We start from the raw sequence: 15,615 nt of genomic DNA, 5'->3' as shown, positions 1-15,615 counted from the left end.
GTGGTGGATCAGCTGACGCAGCACGATCCGCGGCGCATCGGGCCGTTCGAGGTGCTGGGCCGACTGGGTGCCGGCGGCATGGGGCTGGTCTATCTCGCGCGCTCGGCGTCCGGCCGGCGCGTGGCGATCAAGACGGTCCGCACGGAGCTCGCCGAGGACCAGCTGTTCCGCGTCCGCTTCACGCGTGAGGTGGAGGCGGCCCGGGCGGTCTCCGGCTTCTACACGGCCGCGGTCGTCGACGCCGACCCGCGCGCCGCCGTGCCGTGGCTGGCCACCGCCTACGTCCCCGCGCCCTCCCTCGAGGAGATAGTGAACGACTGCGGGCCGCTCCCGGCCCAGGCGGTGCGCTGGCTCGCGGCGGGCGTCGCCGAGGCGCTCCAGTCCATCCACGGCGCCGGGCTCGTGCACCGCGACCTCAAGCCGTCCAACGTGCTCGTCGTCGAGGACGGCCCCCGGGTCATCGACTTCGGTATCGCGTCCGGCGTTTCGAACACACGTTTGACGATGACGAACGTGGCCGTCGGCACGCCCGCCTACATGTCCCCCGAGCAGGCCAAGGACTCCCGCAGCGTCACCGGCGCCAGCGACGTCTTCTCGCTCGGCTCCATGCTGGTGTTCGCCGCCACCGGACACCCGCCCTTCCACGGCGCCAACCCGGTCGAGACCGTCTTCATGCTGCTGCGCGAGGGCCCCGACCTCGAAGGCCTGCCGGACGAGCTGCGCCCGCTCATCGAGTCCTGCATGCAGATGGAGGCCACGGGCCGCCCCAACCCCGCCGACCTCCAGGCCCAGCTCGCCCCCCACCTCTTCGGCTCCGGCTCCGACGACAGCGGCACCGCCTCCGCCTGGCTGCCCGAGAAGGCTGTCGCCCTCATCGAGGGCCGCCGCAACGGCCGCCCCGCCGGCAAGCCGTCCCCGTCCGGCGCCCGCAGCGGCGGCCGCCCCGCACTGCCCCCGCCGCCCGCGTACGACCCCGCCGTCCCGACAGCCGGCCCGGGCCCCGTCCCGGCGGCGACCCCCGCCCCCACGGGCGCCCCCGACGCCGGCCCCGTCCGGCTGGCCGGCGCCCAGGTACCCATCGGCCCCGGCCCGCGCGTCACCGACACCCGTGCCGCCGCCGTCAAGGCACCCCCTCCCGAGTCCGGCCTCGTCGCCAGCTGGTCCCGCCCCCGCCCCGGCGTCAACGGCGCCGACCCCGCCCTACCCGCGCCCCCGCCCCCGGAGACCGCCAGCGGCTGGCGGCCCTGGCGTTTCCGCATGTCCAACGATGTCTGGGGCACCCCGGCCGTCGACGGCGACCTCGTCTACGTCACCTCCTTCGAGGTGCACGCCCTGGACGTGGCCACCGGCCGCCGCCGCTTCAAGACCCGGGACGTCGCCTGGTCCATGGACGTCGCCGACGGCCGCATCCACGCCTCCGACGGACCCACCCTGTTCGCCCTCGACTGCCGCGAGGGCACCGACCTGTGGCGGCTGTCCACCGAGGCCTGGGTGTACTCCCTCCAGGCCGACCGGGGCACCGTCGTCACCGGCACCCGCGGCGGCGGCGTCCAGGCCTGGGAAGCCTCCAGCGGCCAGAAGCTGTGGGAGATCACCGGCTGCCAGACCGACTTCGAGTCCCCCGAGGCCGGCCCCGCCCTGCACGACGGCACCGCCTTCGTCTGGCAGGACGCCCGCCTGCGCGCCCTGGACGCCCGCACCGGCGAGGAGCGCTGGTCGTACCCCATCGGCGACGCGGCCTCCTGCGGCGGCGTACCGGTCCGGCTCACCCACGCCCCCGACGGCTACGTGTACGTCTCCGCCGGCACCCGCGTCCTCGCCATCGACGTGGTGAACGGCATGGTGCGCTGGCACTTCGAGGCCCCCGCCGCCTTCCTCTGCCCGCCCACCTTCGCCCCCGGCCCCGCGGTCACCGGCGGCGGCATCTACCTCGCCGACTACCTCGGCACCGTCTACGCCCTCGACGCCACCGACGGCCGCGACCGCTGGCGCATCGCCACCGAGTCCCGCGCCTCCATCGAGCCGGTCCTGGTCGCCGCCGGCCACGTCCACGTCGGCAGCGGCAAGGGCCTCTACACCCTGGACGCCGTCACCGGCACCCCCAAGTGGCGCTTCCAGGCGGGCGGCGACGTCGTGGGCGCCCCCGCCGTCGCCGAGGGCCGCATCCACTTCGGCTCCACCGACCACCTCCTCTACACCCTCAAGGCCGACGACGGCCGCCTCCGCTGGAAACTGGCCACCGGCGGCGAGATCACCGGCTCCCCGGTGGTCAAGGACGGCGTGGTGTACGCGTGCAGCAAGGACCGCTGCGTGTACGCGCTGGACGCGGAGAAGGGAACGGGCACCGCACGGACGACCTAGTACCGCAACGGGCGGGCGGCCTGACCTGGATGACCCTCCGGGACGGCCGCCGTGCCAGTAGTCGCACGGAAGGGGCTGCGGACGGCGGCCGTCGCTCCGGGGAGGGCTCCTCGCTCTCACAGCAGACGCTACGCCCGGTGCGCACTTCCCGCCAGACGGTCACTCACCGTATCCGCGGCTCGTTCCGCCGTCTGCCGGCGAACAACTCGGCCTGCCGCTCGCCCGGCAGATTCCCCAGCGCGATCAGCTGCGGCGCCTGCGCGAACCCCGGCGCCCGCGCCGCCTCCCGAGCCGCCCACAACGCCCGTACGGTCCCCTGCACGGCTTCCGTCGGACACCCGGCGATGACACCGGCACACCGCACCGCGGCCTCCAGCGCCCGCCCCTCCTCCGTGACCTCCGAAACGAGGCCGATCTCATGCGCCCGCCGGGCCCCGATCCGCTCGGCGTTGCCCATGAGCACCATCCGCGCGACCTCCCCGTACGGCATCCGCTGCGCCATCAGCACGGACTCGTACGCGCTGACCATCCCGTACGTCGTGTGCGGATCGAAGAACACGGCCGTGGCGTCCGCGACGACGAACTCACTCTCGCCCAGCAGATAGAAGGCCCCACCACAGGCCATGCCCCGCACGGCGGCGACGACCGGCTTCCACAGATCGTTGGCCTTCGGCCCGACCATCAGCAACGGATCGTCCTGCATGTACGGCGACGAAGGCTGCGGCACCACCACGTCCCGGTCGATCCCGGTGCAGAACGCCCGCTCACCCGCCCCGGTGAGAACGACGGCACGCACCCCGTCGTCGAACCGCAACTCACCCCACAGCGCCCGCAGTTCCCGGACCATCTCCAGATCGATCGCGTTCAGCCGCTCGGGCCGGTCCAGGGTGACGACGGCGACCCCCGTCCCCTTGTCGACCTCGAGGCGCAGGCTGTTCATCCGCACATCCGCACGGAGCTCACGTCAGGACCCACTGCGGAAGCCCGTCCGCGAACACCACCTGAACCCGGGCGCCGATCCGCACCGCCCGCGGGTCGAGGGAGTTGAGCGGCGCCCCGGCACGAACGACGAGATTCCCGACGATCCGCACCCCCGGCGCATCCTCCAACTCCACCACGATCACGTTGTACGGTGCCTGCTCGGCGTACTCCGGCAGCAGCGGTGGATGCGGAACGACATACGACCACACACGCCCGCGCCCCGAGGTGACCCGCCACTCGCAGGCGAAGGACTGGCAGTGCGGACAGCACGGGCGGGGCGGGAAACGGACCTCCGCGCAGTCGGCGCAGGTCTGGACACGCAGCTCGCCCTGGGCGGCGTACCGCCAGAAGGGGGCGCCGTCGGTGTCGATGACAGGACTCAACACAGGGCAGTCAACTCCTCAGCAGCAGCGCGGACGTAGGGACCCCTTCCCCGGCGGTGACGAGGCAGGTGGCGGCGCCGGGCACCTGCGCGGTACTGGTCCCGCGCAGCTGCTTCACGCCTTCGTTGATGAGGTTGAAGCCGTGCACGTAGGCCTCGGAGAGCCCACCCCCACCGGTGTTGACGGGCAGCCGCCCCCCGATCTCGAGGGCACCCCCCTCGGTGAACGCCCCACCCTCGCCCCTCCCGCAGAAGCCGTACCCCTCCAGGGAGAGCGGTATGAGGGCTGTGAACGCGTCGTAGATCTGAGCGACATCGACATCCTCCGCCGTGAAGTCCGCGTGCTTCCACAGATGCCGGGCGGCGGTCCAGGCGGGCCCGGTGAGGGGGTCGTCGTTCCAGTAGTTGACCATGCCGTGGTGCTGCGCGGGGAGGCCCTGCGCGGCGGAGTGGACGTAGACGGGGGTGCGGCGACAATCCCGGGCGCGTTCCCTGCTGACGACCACGCAGGCGAGGGCCCCGTCCGTCTCCAGGCAGTTGTCGAAGAGGCAGAGGGGCTCGCTGATCCACCGGGCGGTCATGTACATCTCGCGGGTCAGCGGCCGCTCGTACATCACGGCCGCCGGATTCTGATTCGCCCGGTTCCGGCAGGCGAGGGCGACATTGAAGAGATGATCCCGGGTGGCGCCGTACTCGTGCATATACCGCCGCGCGAGCATGGCGATCTCGTCGGCGGGCCGAAGGAGGCCGAAGGGCCGGGTCCACTGGGCGGGAGTGGGCAGCTGCACGGCGGTATTGGTCCAGGGCCGCGGCCCGCTCCCGCGCTTCCGTGACCGCCAGGCGACCCCGACGGTTGCCTGGCCGCTCGCTATCGCGGCTGCAAGGTGCGCGACGGTGGCACAGGAACCGCCACCCCCGTACCCCACCTTGCTGAAGAAGGTGAGATCCCCGAACCCGACGGCCTTCGCGAGCTCGACCTCATCCGTCTCCTCCATGGTGTAGGAGGCGAGGGCGTCGACTTCGCCGGGGGCGATCCCGGCGTCGTCGAGGGCGGCGAGGACGGCACGGCAGGCGAGGGTCTTCTCGTCCTCGGGAAGCCGCTTGGCGAAGGCGGTCTGCCCGATACCGACGATGGCGGTGGCGTCCTTCAGCCCTGGTCCTGGCATGGTGCCTGCCATGGTGCACCCACCCTTCTTCTGCTGACAGCCCGTCAGGTTACAGCTAATCTGACGGTCAGTCAGCTATGCGTGTCAGGAGGTCTGCTGTGGGTGACTGGGACACCATTCCGGACCTGGTTCGGTGGTCGGCCGAGCGGTACGCGGACGCCGAGGCGGTGGTGGACGGCCGTACGAGGATCACGTACGCGGAGTTGGGCGCCCGGGTGGAGCGAGCGGCGGCGGCCTGCATGGCGAACGGTGTGACGGTGGGCGACCGGGTGGGGATATGGGCCCCCAACTCCCTCGACTGGATCGTCGCGGCGCTCGGGGCGGTCTCGGCGGGCGCGGTCCTGGTCCCCCTGAACACCCGCTTCAAGGGCACGGAGGCGGCGGACGTGCTGGGGAGGAGCGGGGCGCGACTGCTGTTCGTGACGGGGACGTTCCTGGGCACGTCGTATGTGGCGTCGCTGAGGCGGGCGGCGGGGGTGGGGGTGGGGGCCGGGGGTGTTGGCGCGGGCGTTGGCCCCTTGCCGGGGTTGCCCGGGTTGGAGCAGGTAGTGGTGCTCTCGGACGACGCCCCGCCCGAATTCCGCACCTGGAAGGACTTCCTGGCGAGCGGAGAGGGGACGGGGGAGACGGAGGTCCGCCGACGGACCGACGAGGTCGACGGCGACTGCCTGTCGGACATCATCTTCACATCGGGTACCACCGGCCGCCCCAAGGGCGCGATGATCACCCACGAGCAGACGTTGCGGGCATACGAAATCTGGGCGGAGCTGGCGGGACTGCGCGCGTCCGACCGCTACCTGATCGTGAACCCCTTCTTCCACACCTTCGGCTACAAGGCGGGCGTGATCGCGTGCTTGATGCGCGGCGCGACGATGATCCCCCAGCCGGTCTTCAACGTGGACACGGCGCTGGCGAACTTAGCCGCGGAACGGGTGTCGGTGTTGCCAGGCCCTCCGACCCTCCACCAGTCCCTCCTGGACCACCCGGCACGGGACACGCACGACCTCTCGGCACTCCGGCTGGTAGTGACCGGCGCGGCGGTGGTGCCCCTGCGCCTGGTGGAACGCCTGCGCGGGGAATTGGGCGTGGGCACGGTCCTCACGGCGTACGGCCTCTCCGAGGCGAGCGGCATCGTGACCATGTGCCGCCGAGGCGACGACCCGTCGGTGATCGCGTCCACTTCGGGGCGGGCGATACCCGGGACGGAGGTGAAGATCATGGACACCGGCGGCACACCGGTCCCCACCGACACCCCGGGCGAGGTCCTGGTCCGAGGCTTCAACGTCATGCGCGGCTACTACGAGGACGAGGCGGCGACGACGGATGCGATCACGGGCGACGGCTGGCTGCGAACCGGCGACGTCGGCGTCCTGGACGAGGCCGGCAACCTCCGCATCACCGACCGCATCAAGGACATGTACATAGTCGGCGGCTTCAACGCTTACCCGGCCGAGATAGAGCAACTCCTGGGCTTGCACCCGGACGTGGCCGACGTCGCGGTGATCGGAATCCCGGACGCGAGACTGGGGGAGGTGGGCAAGGCTTACGTGGTCAGGCGGCCGGGGTCGGTGGTGACCGGGGACGACCTGATCGCCTGGGCGCGGCGAGAGATGGCGAACTACAAGGTGCCCAGGGTGGTGGAGTTCGTGGGCGAGCTACCCCGGAATGCGAGCGGCAAGGTGGTGAAGGGGGAGCTTCGGGCGGGCGAGCTCGACGCCGGTTGATCGGTGACCGTGGGGCCGCCCGCTTCTTTTGCAGTGTCGTGATTCCGCGATCCGAGTAAAGGGCGCTGCGTTCCGCTCCGCTGCACTCCGCGTCGCCTGCGGCGATCGGCCTTGCGGCCGACCCTTGACTCGGCCCACGGAATCACGGGGAAGAAGCGAGCGGGCAGCCCGGGGAAAGCGGGGGCCGAGGTCGGTGTTCCCTTGCGCCGACCGGGCTGCGGGCCGGGGGGTGGGGGGCGCGAACGCGCCTCGCCTGCAAGCCGGGTCTGCTTAGCGGCGATCGGTGAGTGGGGGGTTGGGGTGCGCGCCGGGTGGGCGGGGGCACGCCGGGCTGGCTTAGCGACTTGCGGTCGGTGGTCGGTGGTCGGTGGTGGGTGGTCGGTGGTGGGTGGTGGGTGGTGGGTGGTGGGTGGTCGTTGGTGGCGGACGGCGGACCGCCGGATGGCCGGATGGCGGACGGTCGGATGGCCGGATGGCGGACGGCGGGGCGGGGCAGCCACCGCCACCTAGCCGTAGTACCACTGCACTGCTGTCACACTGGCCTCAGGAGTCACAAATATTTGGCAATTGGCTGATATGGGACAGGGGTGGACGACGAAACCGTAGGTCACTGAGCTGGGGCGTGGCCCATGTCTGCCAATTACGCCCAGCACCCCATCTCCATGCGCGAATTGCCCCCTTCTGGAAGGTGTCCCTCGCCCGGGAGAGGCACCAAGCCGACCGAAAGCCACCACCAACCTCTGGGTCCGCCCCACGCCCCGTCCAGGGACGAGACGCCGCCATGCACCGACGCCACCCATCACCCAGCACCAACCGCAAGTCGCTAAGCCCGCCCGGCGTGCCGCCACGCACCGCACGCGCGCACCCCAACTCCCCACTCACCGATCGCCGCTAAGCCGGCCCGGCGTGCAGGCGAGGCGCGATCGCGCCCCCCACCCCCGCCCCGCAGCCCAGCCCACCCAAGGGAACACCGACCTCGGGCCCCGCTTTCCCCGGGCTGCCCGCTCGCTTCTCCCCCGGGATTCCGCGAGCCGAGTCAAGGGTCGGCCGCAAGGCCGATCGCCGCAGGCGACGCGGAGTGCAGCGAAGCGGAACGCAGCGCCCTTTACTCGGATCGCGGAATCACGACACTGCAAAAGAAGCGGGCGGCCCCACGGTCACTTCTCAAACGGCGGCCAGTGCACCCAGGGCGGCCCGGATCTCCTCGAGCATGTAGCCAGGCCGGTGGAAGACGTCCTCTGCGCCGAAGCGGAGGAGCCTGCGAATTTCCGGGCATTGGAGGATCTGGTTGAAGCGGGCCATGTCCCGTCGGTGGGAGTCGCGGGTGCCGTGGTAGGCGTATCCCTCGATCTCCACCCCCAACCCCTCCCTCCGGAAGAGGAAGTCGAGGTAGCGGCGTCGGCCCTCTGGGGTACGTACCTCCGCCTGGCTCTCGGGGCGGAGTCCGGCGTCGTACATGCGCAGTCGGGCCATGGTCTCGGCAGGTGATCCGGCGAGCGGATCGGTCAACCGCAACCACTCGCTGCCCCTGACCGCACCCCGCGACGTTGCCGTGAGGGCGTTGACGATCGCGTCCGCCCTGAGGATCGGGAGGCGGCGGAGCCCGCCGACCCTCCGCACGGAGAGAGCGGAGTCCACGGCGACGACCGCTTCGTCCCTCGGGCCGCCTCGGAGGAGGTCGACGAGTGTGCGGGTCGGGGGCGTGAGCCGCAGCCCCTGTCGCTCCCACACGTCTTGCGGGCCGAGCGGCAGCCGGTGTACGCGCACGCTGCTGCCCCCGCGGTGGAGGGTGAGCTGCGGGTCGGTGAACTCCAGGGGCGCCCCTGAGACGCCGGTGAGGGTCTCGATCCGCCAGATCGCCGCCGCTGAGCGGTGGCTGACGACCAGCTGGGGTTCGAGTAGCTGTACCGCCCGCAGCCGGGTGAGCAGGTCCGGGTCCCGTCCCGGCTCGGCCCAGACACCGTACCGGATCTGGGTCCAGCCCTCGGCCCGTAGCGCACGTGTGAGGTTCCGCCGGGGCCAGCCGGCTGCCACGGCCCGCGAGGTGAGAAGGATGCCTCTCTCCGTCAGCGCGTGTAAGTTCGTCCGCTCCACCCGGCCAAGATCGCAGAATCTCCAGCCTGCTGCTTGGCCTGTGGATAACCGGCGGGGTCAGTCCTTCAGGGAGCCGAGGAAGGTGGCCCAGGCGGGTAGACGGAAGAGGATTACGGGGCCGTCCTGAGCCTTCTTCGAGTCACGTACGGGGATTACGTCGGGGTGGGGGGCGGCGACTTCGACGCAATCACCGCCGCTGCCGTTGCTGTAGCTGCTCTTGCGCCACAAGGCAGTGCTCAGGTCAATCCTGGTGCTTGCCATCTCGGTAATCCTCTGCCGCTTGTTCGACCATGGCCAGGGACGCCTCTGGTGGGAGTGCCGCGGCCCTGAGCAGATCGTACGACCTGCGGTAGTCCTTCACGAGCGCCGGATAGTCGATGAGTTGGCCGTTGTGGAGCCCCTCGGTGTAGGTCACCGGTGGCGCATCCGGAAAGGTCATGACCTTCATCATGCCCATCATGAACGGGTGCGTGTGCGCTGTTTCCGGGAGGAGCTGCAAAACCCCCTGCGTGGAGCGGATCACCTGAGCGATGTGCTCCAGTTGCACTGCCATCTCCTTCGGAGTCAGGAGAGGCTTGCGGATCAGGGACTCGTGCAGTACCGCCCAGTACGCAGGGTGTTCTTCACGCGCCCAGATCTCCGCGCGCGTCAAACGGGCTCGGACCTGCTTGTCGACCGTCTCGGGTCGAAGCCACGGCAGCGACGTGTGGACGACGGCCTGCGCGTATGCCTGCGTCTGTAGCAGCCCAGGCACCAACATCGGCGCCCACTCCTCGATCGTCTCCGCGTGCTTCTCCATCTCCGCCACATCCGCGAAGTACTCCGCATGCCCCGACTGCCGTGCCCTCCGGGCGTCTTCACAACGCCGCTCGAAAAAGCCGTCGGTCTTCAGCACCTTGTCGACGTGCCGGGCCAGATCCACCGGCATGCGCCGCTCACCGCGCTCGATCTGGCTCAGGAACGGCACGCCTCGGAAGCTTCCCTCCGCCAGTTGTTCGAGCGTGAGGCCGGCCAGTTCGCGCTGGTAGCGCAACTCGGCACCGTAGAAGGAAGGGACGTTCGCGGACGCGTCGGGGTCCTTGCGTGGGGGCACAACACGTCACCGCCGTTTGCCACTTGCGCTTGCGCAGTCGAAACCCCTTCAACGGTACGCGGATCAACGTCACTGTGTGATCGATTCGTCACAGAGAGCGCAGGAAGGTGTGCGTGACCGTGCCCCCACAACCCCCCACCCCCACCCCCAGCTCCGGCGTCTACGACACGACCCTCTGCGTGGAGGAGTTGCGCGACGCCCTCGCCGCCCATGGCATCACGCTGCCTTCCCTTCGGGTGGACCTGCCGAGCTTTGCGGCGGAGTACCGGCCTCCGGCGGGACTGGTCGCGCTCGGCAACTGCAATGCCGCGACGGCGTACAAGCTGGCGGCGGTGTTGCGAGGCGACGGTTGGATGCCGGGTCCGCCACCGCTGGACGTTGAGCTACCAGCCGTACCCGAGGCGCTTGCGGGCTTGCGCCGCACGGTACGCCGCCACCTGGGCGCGCGCTGCGCCGATGTCCAGCTCTGCGTCACCGAACTCGTCACCAACGTCATCCGGCATGTCGGGGAGAGCACCCCGGTCCGGGTACGGGTGGCCCGCGCGGACGACGGCGGCGTGCGTGTGGAGGTCACCGACCCGGACGCGCGAGCCCTGCCGGTGCTCGTGCGGGCGGCGGATGACGAGGAGGAGGGGCGTGGCCTCGCTCTACTCGATGCGGTGGCGTTGCGGTGGGGGGTGGAGCAGGGGAGTGCCGGCAAGACCGTGTGGTGCGAGCTGGGCGGTCCGATGTCGCTGGGTACATGACGAATGGGGCCGAGCTCAAGCTCGGCCCCATTCGTCATGTACGGATGCCATGTCAGGGCATGTCATGGTCCTACGGCGGGCGCTACACGCCTCGGCCGCGACGGCTTCCCCTCCGCGCCGCCGCGGCCGAGCCCCCGTCGTGTGCGAGAGCCTTACGCCTTCTCGGAGCCGGCGTGGTTCTCGAGGGTCTTCGCGATGCCCTCTTCCACGACGCCGGCGTGGTTCTCGAGCGGCTTGATGGTCTCGCTCTGGGTGGTGCTGCCCGCGTGGTTCTCCAGGGGCTCCACCGTGGAGCCGTCGCCCGGGCTGCCGGCGTGGTTCTCCAGCGTGGTGATCTTGTGCTGCTTCGAGGTCTCGCTCATCGTCGGCAACTTTCTGTTGAGCGTTGTGGGGCGATCCGCCCGCCCGGCGACTCCCCCGAGGACCGCCGGACGGGCGTCAAGGCCGCTCACCATAACGGTGGGGCCAAGTGCCGTGCCGTCTGCCCCCCGACGCGACGGACCGGCATGTATGAGAATGGCGACCGGCGATAAACAAACAATGAACGTCGTGTCAGGCAACCATCAGGCGGCGGCGGTCGGCCGGAGGAGCGCCTTCACCTGCTCGGCCTCGGCGGCGCCGAACTGCTCGTGGATGGTGAGGGCCTCGCTCCAGCACGCCCTCGCCCGGTCGGTCTGCCCGAGCTGGTCGAGTGCCTGGCCGAGCGTCGTCAGTACGTTGGCCCGCATCCAATCACCTCCGATGACCTGGAGGGCAAGTGCTTGCTCGGCATGGCGCGCCGCCAAGGCGTGGTCCCCTGCGGCGAGATGGGTCTCGGCGATACGGAAGTTGGCCGAGCCCTCCCAAAGGCGCTGCCGGTTCTCCTGGAACAGCCGGAGCGCTTCGTGGAGTTGCTCCAGAGCCTCCGGACCACGATCGGCGGCGCTGAGCGCGATACCGAGGGCAAGGCGGGCGTTGGCGACACGGACGGTCAGCCCGAGCTGGTCGTAGATGGCGAGTCCCCGCCTTGCCAGCTCGACCGCGCTGGTGAGCCGCGCGAGTTTGACGTGGATGCGGGAGAGATTGCACAGCGCGCTGGCCTCGCCGGGCAGATTGCCATCCGCGCGGTAATTGGCGATGGCCTCTTGGAGGTGCCTCTCCCCGTCGTCGTTGCGCCCTTGGTAGAGGGCGATGATTCCCCGGTCGTTGGGAGCCCAGCAGCAGGGCGCGAGGTCTCCTGACTCCTGAGCGAGCAGTATCGCCAGGCGTGCCTCCTCATCGGCCTGCGTGAACTTGTCGGATACCAGCAGCGCATTGGTCAGCGCGGTGCGCGCGCGGCCTTCGGCACGGCTGTCGCCCATCTCCTGGGCCATGTCCCGCAAGGCCACAGCGGTACTTTCGTACCGGTGGGAGTTCGCCCCGGATTCCGTGAGGTCCTTGGCGACCCACAGCAGGTCCACCGCCCGCCGCAGCATGCCGTGTCCTGCGCTCTGCCGGACGCAGGCCAGGAGGCAGTCACCTTCCGCGTACAACCAGTCCACCGCGGCCTTGGAGTCGGTGAAGGTCAGGCCCGGGTGCCGGGTGGGCTCGAGGTGATCCACCAGCCGGTCCCCCGGCCGCTCGATCGCGTACACCCCCGCCGCAGTGGCCAGGTAGAAGTCCAGCAACCGCGACATCGCCGCATCCCGCTCGCTCGGCGGCTGCTCGTCCCTCTCCGCGCAAGCACGCGCGTAGAGCCGGACCAGGTCGTGGAAGCGGTAGCGGCCCGGTGCCGCCGACTCCAGCAGCGACGTGTCGACCAACGCCTCCAGCAAGTCCTCGGTGTCTTCCGCAGGCAGGTCCAGTACCGCCGCAGCCGCCGCCAGCGACATGTCCGGCCCGTCCGCAAGCCCCAGCAGCCGGAACGCCCGGGCCTGGGCCGGTTCCAGGGCGCCGTAGCCGAGCTCGAAGGTCGCCTTGACCGCCAGGTCCCCGGCCTGGAGTTCGTCCAGTCGGCGGCGTTCGTCCGCGAGCTTCGCCGCCAGTACGGACACCGTCCATGTGCGCCGGGCCGCCAGGCGGGAGGCCGCGATGCGGATCGCGAGCGGCAGGAAACCGCACGCCGCCACCACGTCCAGCGCGGCCTCGCGTTCCGATGCCACCCGCTCCTCGCCCACGATCTTCGTGAACAGGGAGAGCGCCTCGTCCGGCGACATGACGTCCAGGTCCACCAGGTGGGCCCCGGCCAGATCCACCATCCGGACCCGCGACGTCACCAGCGCCGCGCAGCCCTCGGTCCCCGGCAGCAGCGGCCTCACCTGGGCCGCGTCCTTGGCGTTGTCCAGCAGGACCAGCACCCGGCGGCCGTCGAGGACCGAGCGGTACAGCGCCGCCCGTTCCTCCAGGGAGTCCGGGATCGCGGAGTCGGCCGTGCCCAGCGCCCGCAGGAACGAGCCCAGTACCGTCTCCGGCTCCGCCGCCCTCGCGCCCGCGCCCTGGAGGTCGACGTAGAGCTGTCCGTCCGGGAATGCCGCCCGCGCCTGGTGGGCGACGTGTACGGCCAGCGTCGTCTTGCCCACGCCGCCGATCCCCGCCAGCGCCGACACCGCCATCACCCGGCCGCCACCGCCACCGTCGGCCTCGGACGCCGACGCCAGCACCTCGCTCAGTTCACCTACGAAGGCGGCGCGGCCCGTGAAGTCCGGGACGGTCGCGGGAAGCTGGGCCGGCCGCACCGGTACCACCGCCGGTTCCGCCACCGGCGCCGAGGGCTCGGCGAGTGCCGGGTCCGCCTGGAGGATCTTCTGCTGGAGCTCCTTCAGTCCCGGCCGCGGGTCGACCCCCAGCTCCTCCGCCAGCAGGCGCCGCGTGTCCGCGTACACCGCCAGCGCCTCCGCCTGGCGACCGCTGCGGTACAGCGCCAGCATCAGCAGTTCGCGCAGCCGCTCGCGGAGGGGATGGGCGGCGGTGAGGGCCGTCAGTTCCGACACCGACTCCGCGTGGCAGCCCTGCTCCAGGTCCATGTCGAGGCGGGACTCCAGGAGTTGGAGGCGCCATTCGTCCAGGCGGACCCGCTGCGCGTCCGCGTACGGGCCCGGCACCCCCGCCAGGGGTTCCCCGTCCCACAGGCCCAGCACCTGGTTCAGTACGTCCCGCGCATGGCACAGGTCCCCGGAGTTCCGTGCCTTCTCCGCCTCCGCGGCCAGATCCTGTGCGACCGCGAGGTCCAGCGCGCCCTCGCCGAGCGAGCGCACCGCGTAGCCGCCGGACTCGCTCACCAGCACCCCCGGGTCCAGGACCTTCCGCAGCCGTGAGGCGTACGTGCGGACCGCGGCGAGGGCCTGCGAGGGGGGTTCGGGGCCCCACAGCGCGTCGATCAGTTCCGCGGCGGTCGCCGTGCGGCCCTCGCGCAGCAGCAGGGCGGCGAGCAGGGCGCGCTGCTGGGGGGAGCCGGTGCTGAGCGGCTCGTCGCCGCGCCAGGCGCGCACGGGACCGAGCACGCTGAAGCGCAGCGCCGTCGGCTCCCCGGAGGAGGAGCCGGGGCGCCGCTGCTCCGGTACTCGCGGTACACCGTCCATGCGTTGGTCCCCCTAGGCATCCCGAACAACTCCGTCAGTTTGCCTTGTTCAGGGCGGATGCGTCAGCCGTGGGAGACGCCGATCACAGGCCGACTCACTGGAGTCCACAACCCCCTCACATGCTCTCCGCACACATCCGCACAGACCCCGTCATCGGAGACGGCCGAGCACGGTAGCTGACGGTCCGTCAGATCAGCGCTAACGTGGGCGCCATGGACACCCAAGACACCCGGATCGACGCCCCCGACGCCCCCGGTGACTTCCCGCGGATCATCTCCGTCGACGACCACACCGTGGAGCCCGCGCACGTCTGGCAGGAGCGACTTCCCGAGAAATACCAGGATATAGGGCCGCGTATCGTCCGTGCCCCCCTGAAGGAGATGACGTTCCTCGGTGGCCGGTTCAAGCCCGTCATGGGCGACCCGGGCGACGCGGGGCCGGTCGGCGACTGGTGGGTGTACGAGGGCCTGCACCGGCCGCTCACCCGCCTCGACACCGCCGTCGGCTACAGCAGGGACGAGATCAAGCTGGAGATCATCACGTACGAGCAGATGCGGCCGGGCTCGTACGACGTCCCCGCCCGTCTCGCCGACATGGACGTCAACCATGTGCAGTCGGCCCTGTGCTTCCCCACCTTCCCGCGCTTCTGCGGGCAGACCTTCACCGAGGCCGAGGATCGTGAGCTGGGCCTGCTGTGCGTGGAGGCGTACAACGACTGGATGGTGGAGGAGTGGTGCGGGCCCGAGGCGCGCGGGCGGCTCATCCCGCTCACCCTCATACCCCTCTGGGACGCCGAGCTCGCCGCCCGGGAGGTCCGGCGGAACGCCGCGCGCGGTGTCCGGGCCGTCGCCTTCTCCGAGATACCCCCGCACCTCGGTCTGCCCTCCGTCCACACCGACGCCTGGGACCCCTTCCTCGCCGCCTGCGACGAGACCGGCACGGTCGTCGCCATGCACATCGGCTCCAGCAGCCGTATGCCCTCCACCTCCGCCGACGCCCCGCCCGCCGTCGGCTCCACCATCACCTTCGCCAACTGCTGCTTTTCCATGGTCGACTGGCTGATGAGCGGCAAGTTCGAGCGGTTCCCGAACCTGAAGGTGATGTACGCGGAGGGGCAGATCGGGTGGATTCCCTACATTCTTGAGCGGGCGGATGTGGTGTGGGAGGAGAACCGGGGGTGGGGCGGCGTCGCCGACAAGGTGCACCGGCCGCCCTCCGAGCTCTTCGCCGAGCACGTCTACGGCTGCTTCTTCGACGACGCCTTCGGGCTCAGGAACCTGGACTCCATCGGCCTCGGCAACGTCCTGTACGAGACCGACTACCCCCACTCCGACTCCACCTGGCCGAAGTCCCGCGAGGTGGGTGAGGCCCAGATGGGGCACCTGTCGGCCGACGTGGTGGAGCGGATCGTACGGCGGAACGCGATCGAGCTGCTGGGGCTGACGGAGGACGGCCTGTGGCCCGGCGGAGCCGCCGGTTAACGCCCGGGGAATTCCCGTCGTCCTCCAGTGCAACCTCGTCACCGCCGGGCG

At 70.8% G+C, this 15,615-nt stretch carries 12 protein-coding genes; 4 read left to right on the top strand and 8 right to left on the bottom strand.

Features of this window, described 5'->3' with window-relative positions:
- On the top strand, nt 1–2,361 hold the full coding sequence (locus ACWGJM_RS01130) for an outer membrane protein assembly factor BamB family protein (protein ID WP_453409559.1): 2,361 nt from the start codon (nt 1–3) through the stop codon (nt 2,359–2,361).
- Nucleotides 2,362–2,524: 163 nt separating this feature from the next.
- Here ACWGJM_RS01130 and ACWGJM_RS01125 read toward each other — a convergent pair whose 3' ends face one another.
- The 3 genes from ACWGJM_RS01125 to ACWGJM_RS01115 are packed head-to-tail and all read right to left on the bottom strand — an operon-like array spanning nt 2,525 to nt 4,902.
- Nucleotides 2,525–3,301 carry an enoyl-CoA hydratase/isomerase family protein gene (locus ACWGJM_RS01125; protein WP_453409558.1) on the bottom strand — a complete coding sequence of 259 codons (777 nt, stop codon included), beginning with the start codon at nt 3,299–3,301 and terminating at the stop codon, nt 2,525–2,527.
- Nucleotides 3,302–3,320: 19 nt separating this feature from the next.
- Nucleotides 3,321–3,728 (bottom strand): Zn-ribbon domain-containing OB-fold protein, encoded by a 408-nt coding sequence (locus tag ACWGJM_RS01120; RefSeq protein ID WP_453409557.1) that lies wholly within the window; start codon nt 3,726–3,728, stop codon nt 3,321–3,323.
- Nucleotides 3,729–3,735: 7 nt separating this feature from the next.
- Entirely contained in the window at nt 3,736–4,902 is a 1,167-nt protein-coding gene (locus ACWGJM_RS01115) for a lipid-transfer protein (RefSeq protein WP_453409556.1), read from the bottom strand.
- An 86-nt stretch (nt 4,903–4,988) separates the two neighbouring features.
- Here ACWGJM_RS01115 and ACWGJM_RS01110 point away from each other — a divergent pair, with 86 nt between their 5' ends.
- The gene (locus ACWGJM_RS01110) at nt 4,989–6,614 is read left to right on the top strand and encodes a FadD3 family acyl-CoA ligase (RefSeq protein WP_453409555.1); all 1,626 of its coding nucleotides are present in this window, start codon (nt 4,989–4,991) and stop codon (nt 6,612–6,614) included.
- Between the two features lie 1,164 nt (nt 6,615–7,778).
- Here the strand turns inward: ACWGJM_RS01110 and ACWGJM_RS01105 are convergent.
- The 3 genes from ACWGJM_RS01105 to ACWGJM_RS01095 form a co-directional block, all read right to left on the bottom strand.
- A complete protein-coding gene (locus ACWGJM_RS01105; RefSeq protein WP_453409554.1) occupies nt 7,779–8,648 on the bottom strand; it encodes a hypothetical protein in 870 nt (289 codons plus the stop codon).
- A gap of 117 nt (nt 8,649–8,765) precedes the next feature.
- On the bottom strand, nt 8,766–8,969 hold the full coding sequence (locus tag ACWGJM_RS01100) for a DUF397 domain-containing protein (RefSeq protein ID WP_453409553.1): 204 nt from the start codon (nt 8,967–8,969) through the stop codon (nt 8,766–8,768).
- Nucleotides 8,950–9,801, bottom strand: coding sequence for a helix-turn-helix domain-containing protein (locus ACWGJM_RS01095; protein ID WP_453409552.1), 852 nt, complete (start codon nt 9,799–9,801; stop codon nt 8,950–8,952). The genes ACWGJM_RS01100 and ACWGJM_RS01095 overlap by 20 nt, the downstream gene beginning before the upstream one ends.
- A gap of 119 nt (nt 9,802–9,920) precedes the next feature.
- On the opposite strand from ACWGJM_RS01095, the gene ACWGJM_RS01090 reads away from it, so the two are divergent.
- The gene (locus tag ACWGJM_RS01090; RefSeq protein ID WP_453409551.1) at nt 9,921–10,547 is read left to right on the top strand and encodes an ATP-binding protein; all 627 of its coding nucleotides are present in this window, start codon (nt 9,921–9,923) and stop codon (nt 10,545–10,547) included.
- 152 nt (nt 10,548–10,699) lie between these two features.
- Here the strand turns inward: ACWGJM_RS01090 and ACWGJM_RS01085 are convergent, their stop codons facing one another.
- Together ACWGJM_RS01085 and ACWGJM_RS01080 are read right to left on the bottom strand one after the other, a co-directional pair.
- Nucleotides 10,700–10,909 carry a hypothetical protein gene (locus ACWGJM_RS01085; protein WP_453409550.1) on the bottom strand — a complete coding sequence of 70 codons (210 nt, stop codon included), beginning with the start codon at nt 10,907–10,909 and terminating at the stop codon, nt 10,700–10,702.
- A 201-nt stretch (nt 10,910–11,110) separates the two neighbouring features.
- Entirely contained in the window at nt 11,111–14,083 is a 2,973-nt protein-coding gene (locus tag ACWGJM_RS01080; protein WP_453409549.1) for an AfsR/SARP family transcriptional regulator, read from the bottom strand.
- A 212-nt stretch (nt 14,084–14,295) separates the two neighbouring features.
- Here ACWGJM_RS01080 and ACWGJM_RS01075 point away from each other — a divergent pair, with 212 nt between their 5' ends.
- Nucleotides 14,296–15,564, top strand: coding sequence for an amidohydrolase family protein (locus ACWGJM_RS01075; RefSeq protein ID WP_453409548.1), 1,269 nt, complete (start codon nt 14,296–14,298; stop codon nt 15,562–15,564).
- Nucleotides 15,565–15,615 lie beyond the last annotated feature (51 nt).

Source organism: Streptomyces sp. NPDC054834, from assembly GCF_053611185.1.
This window is presented reverse-complemented; position numbering and strand designations above follow the sequence as displayed.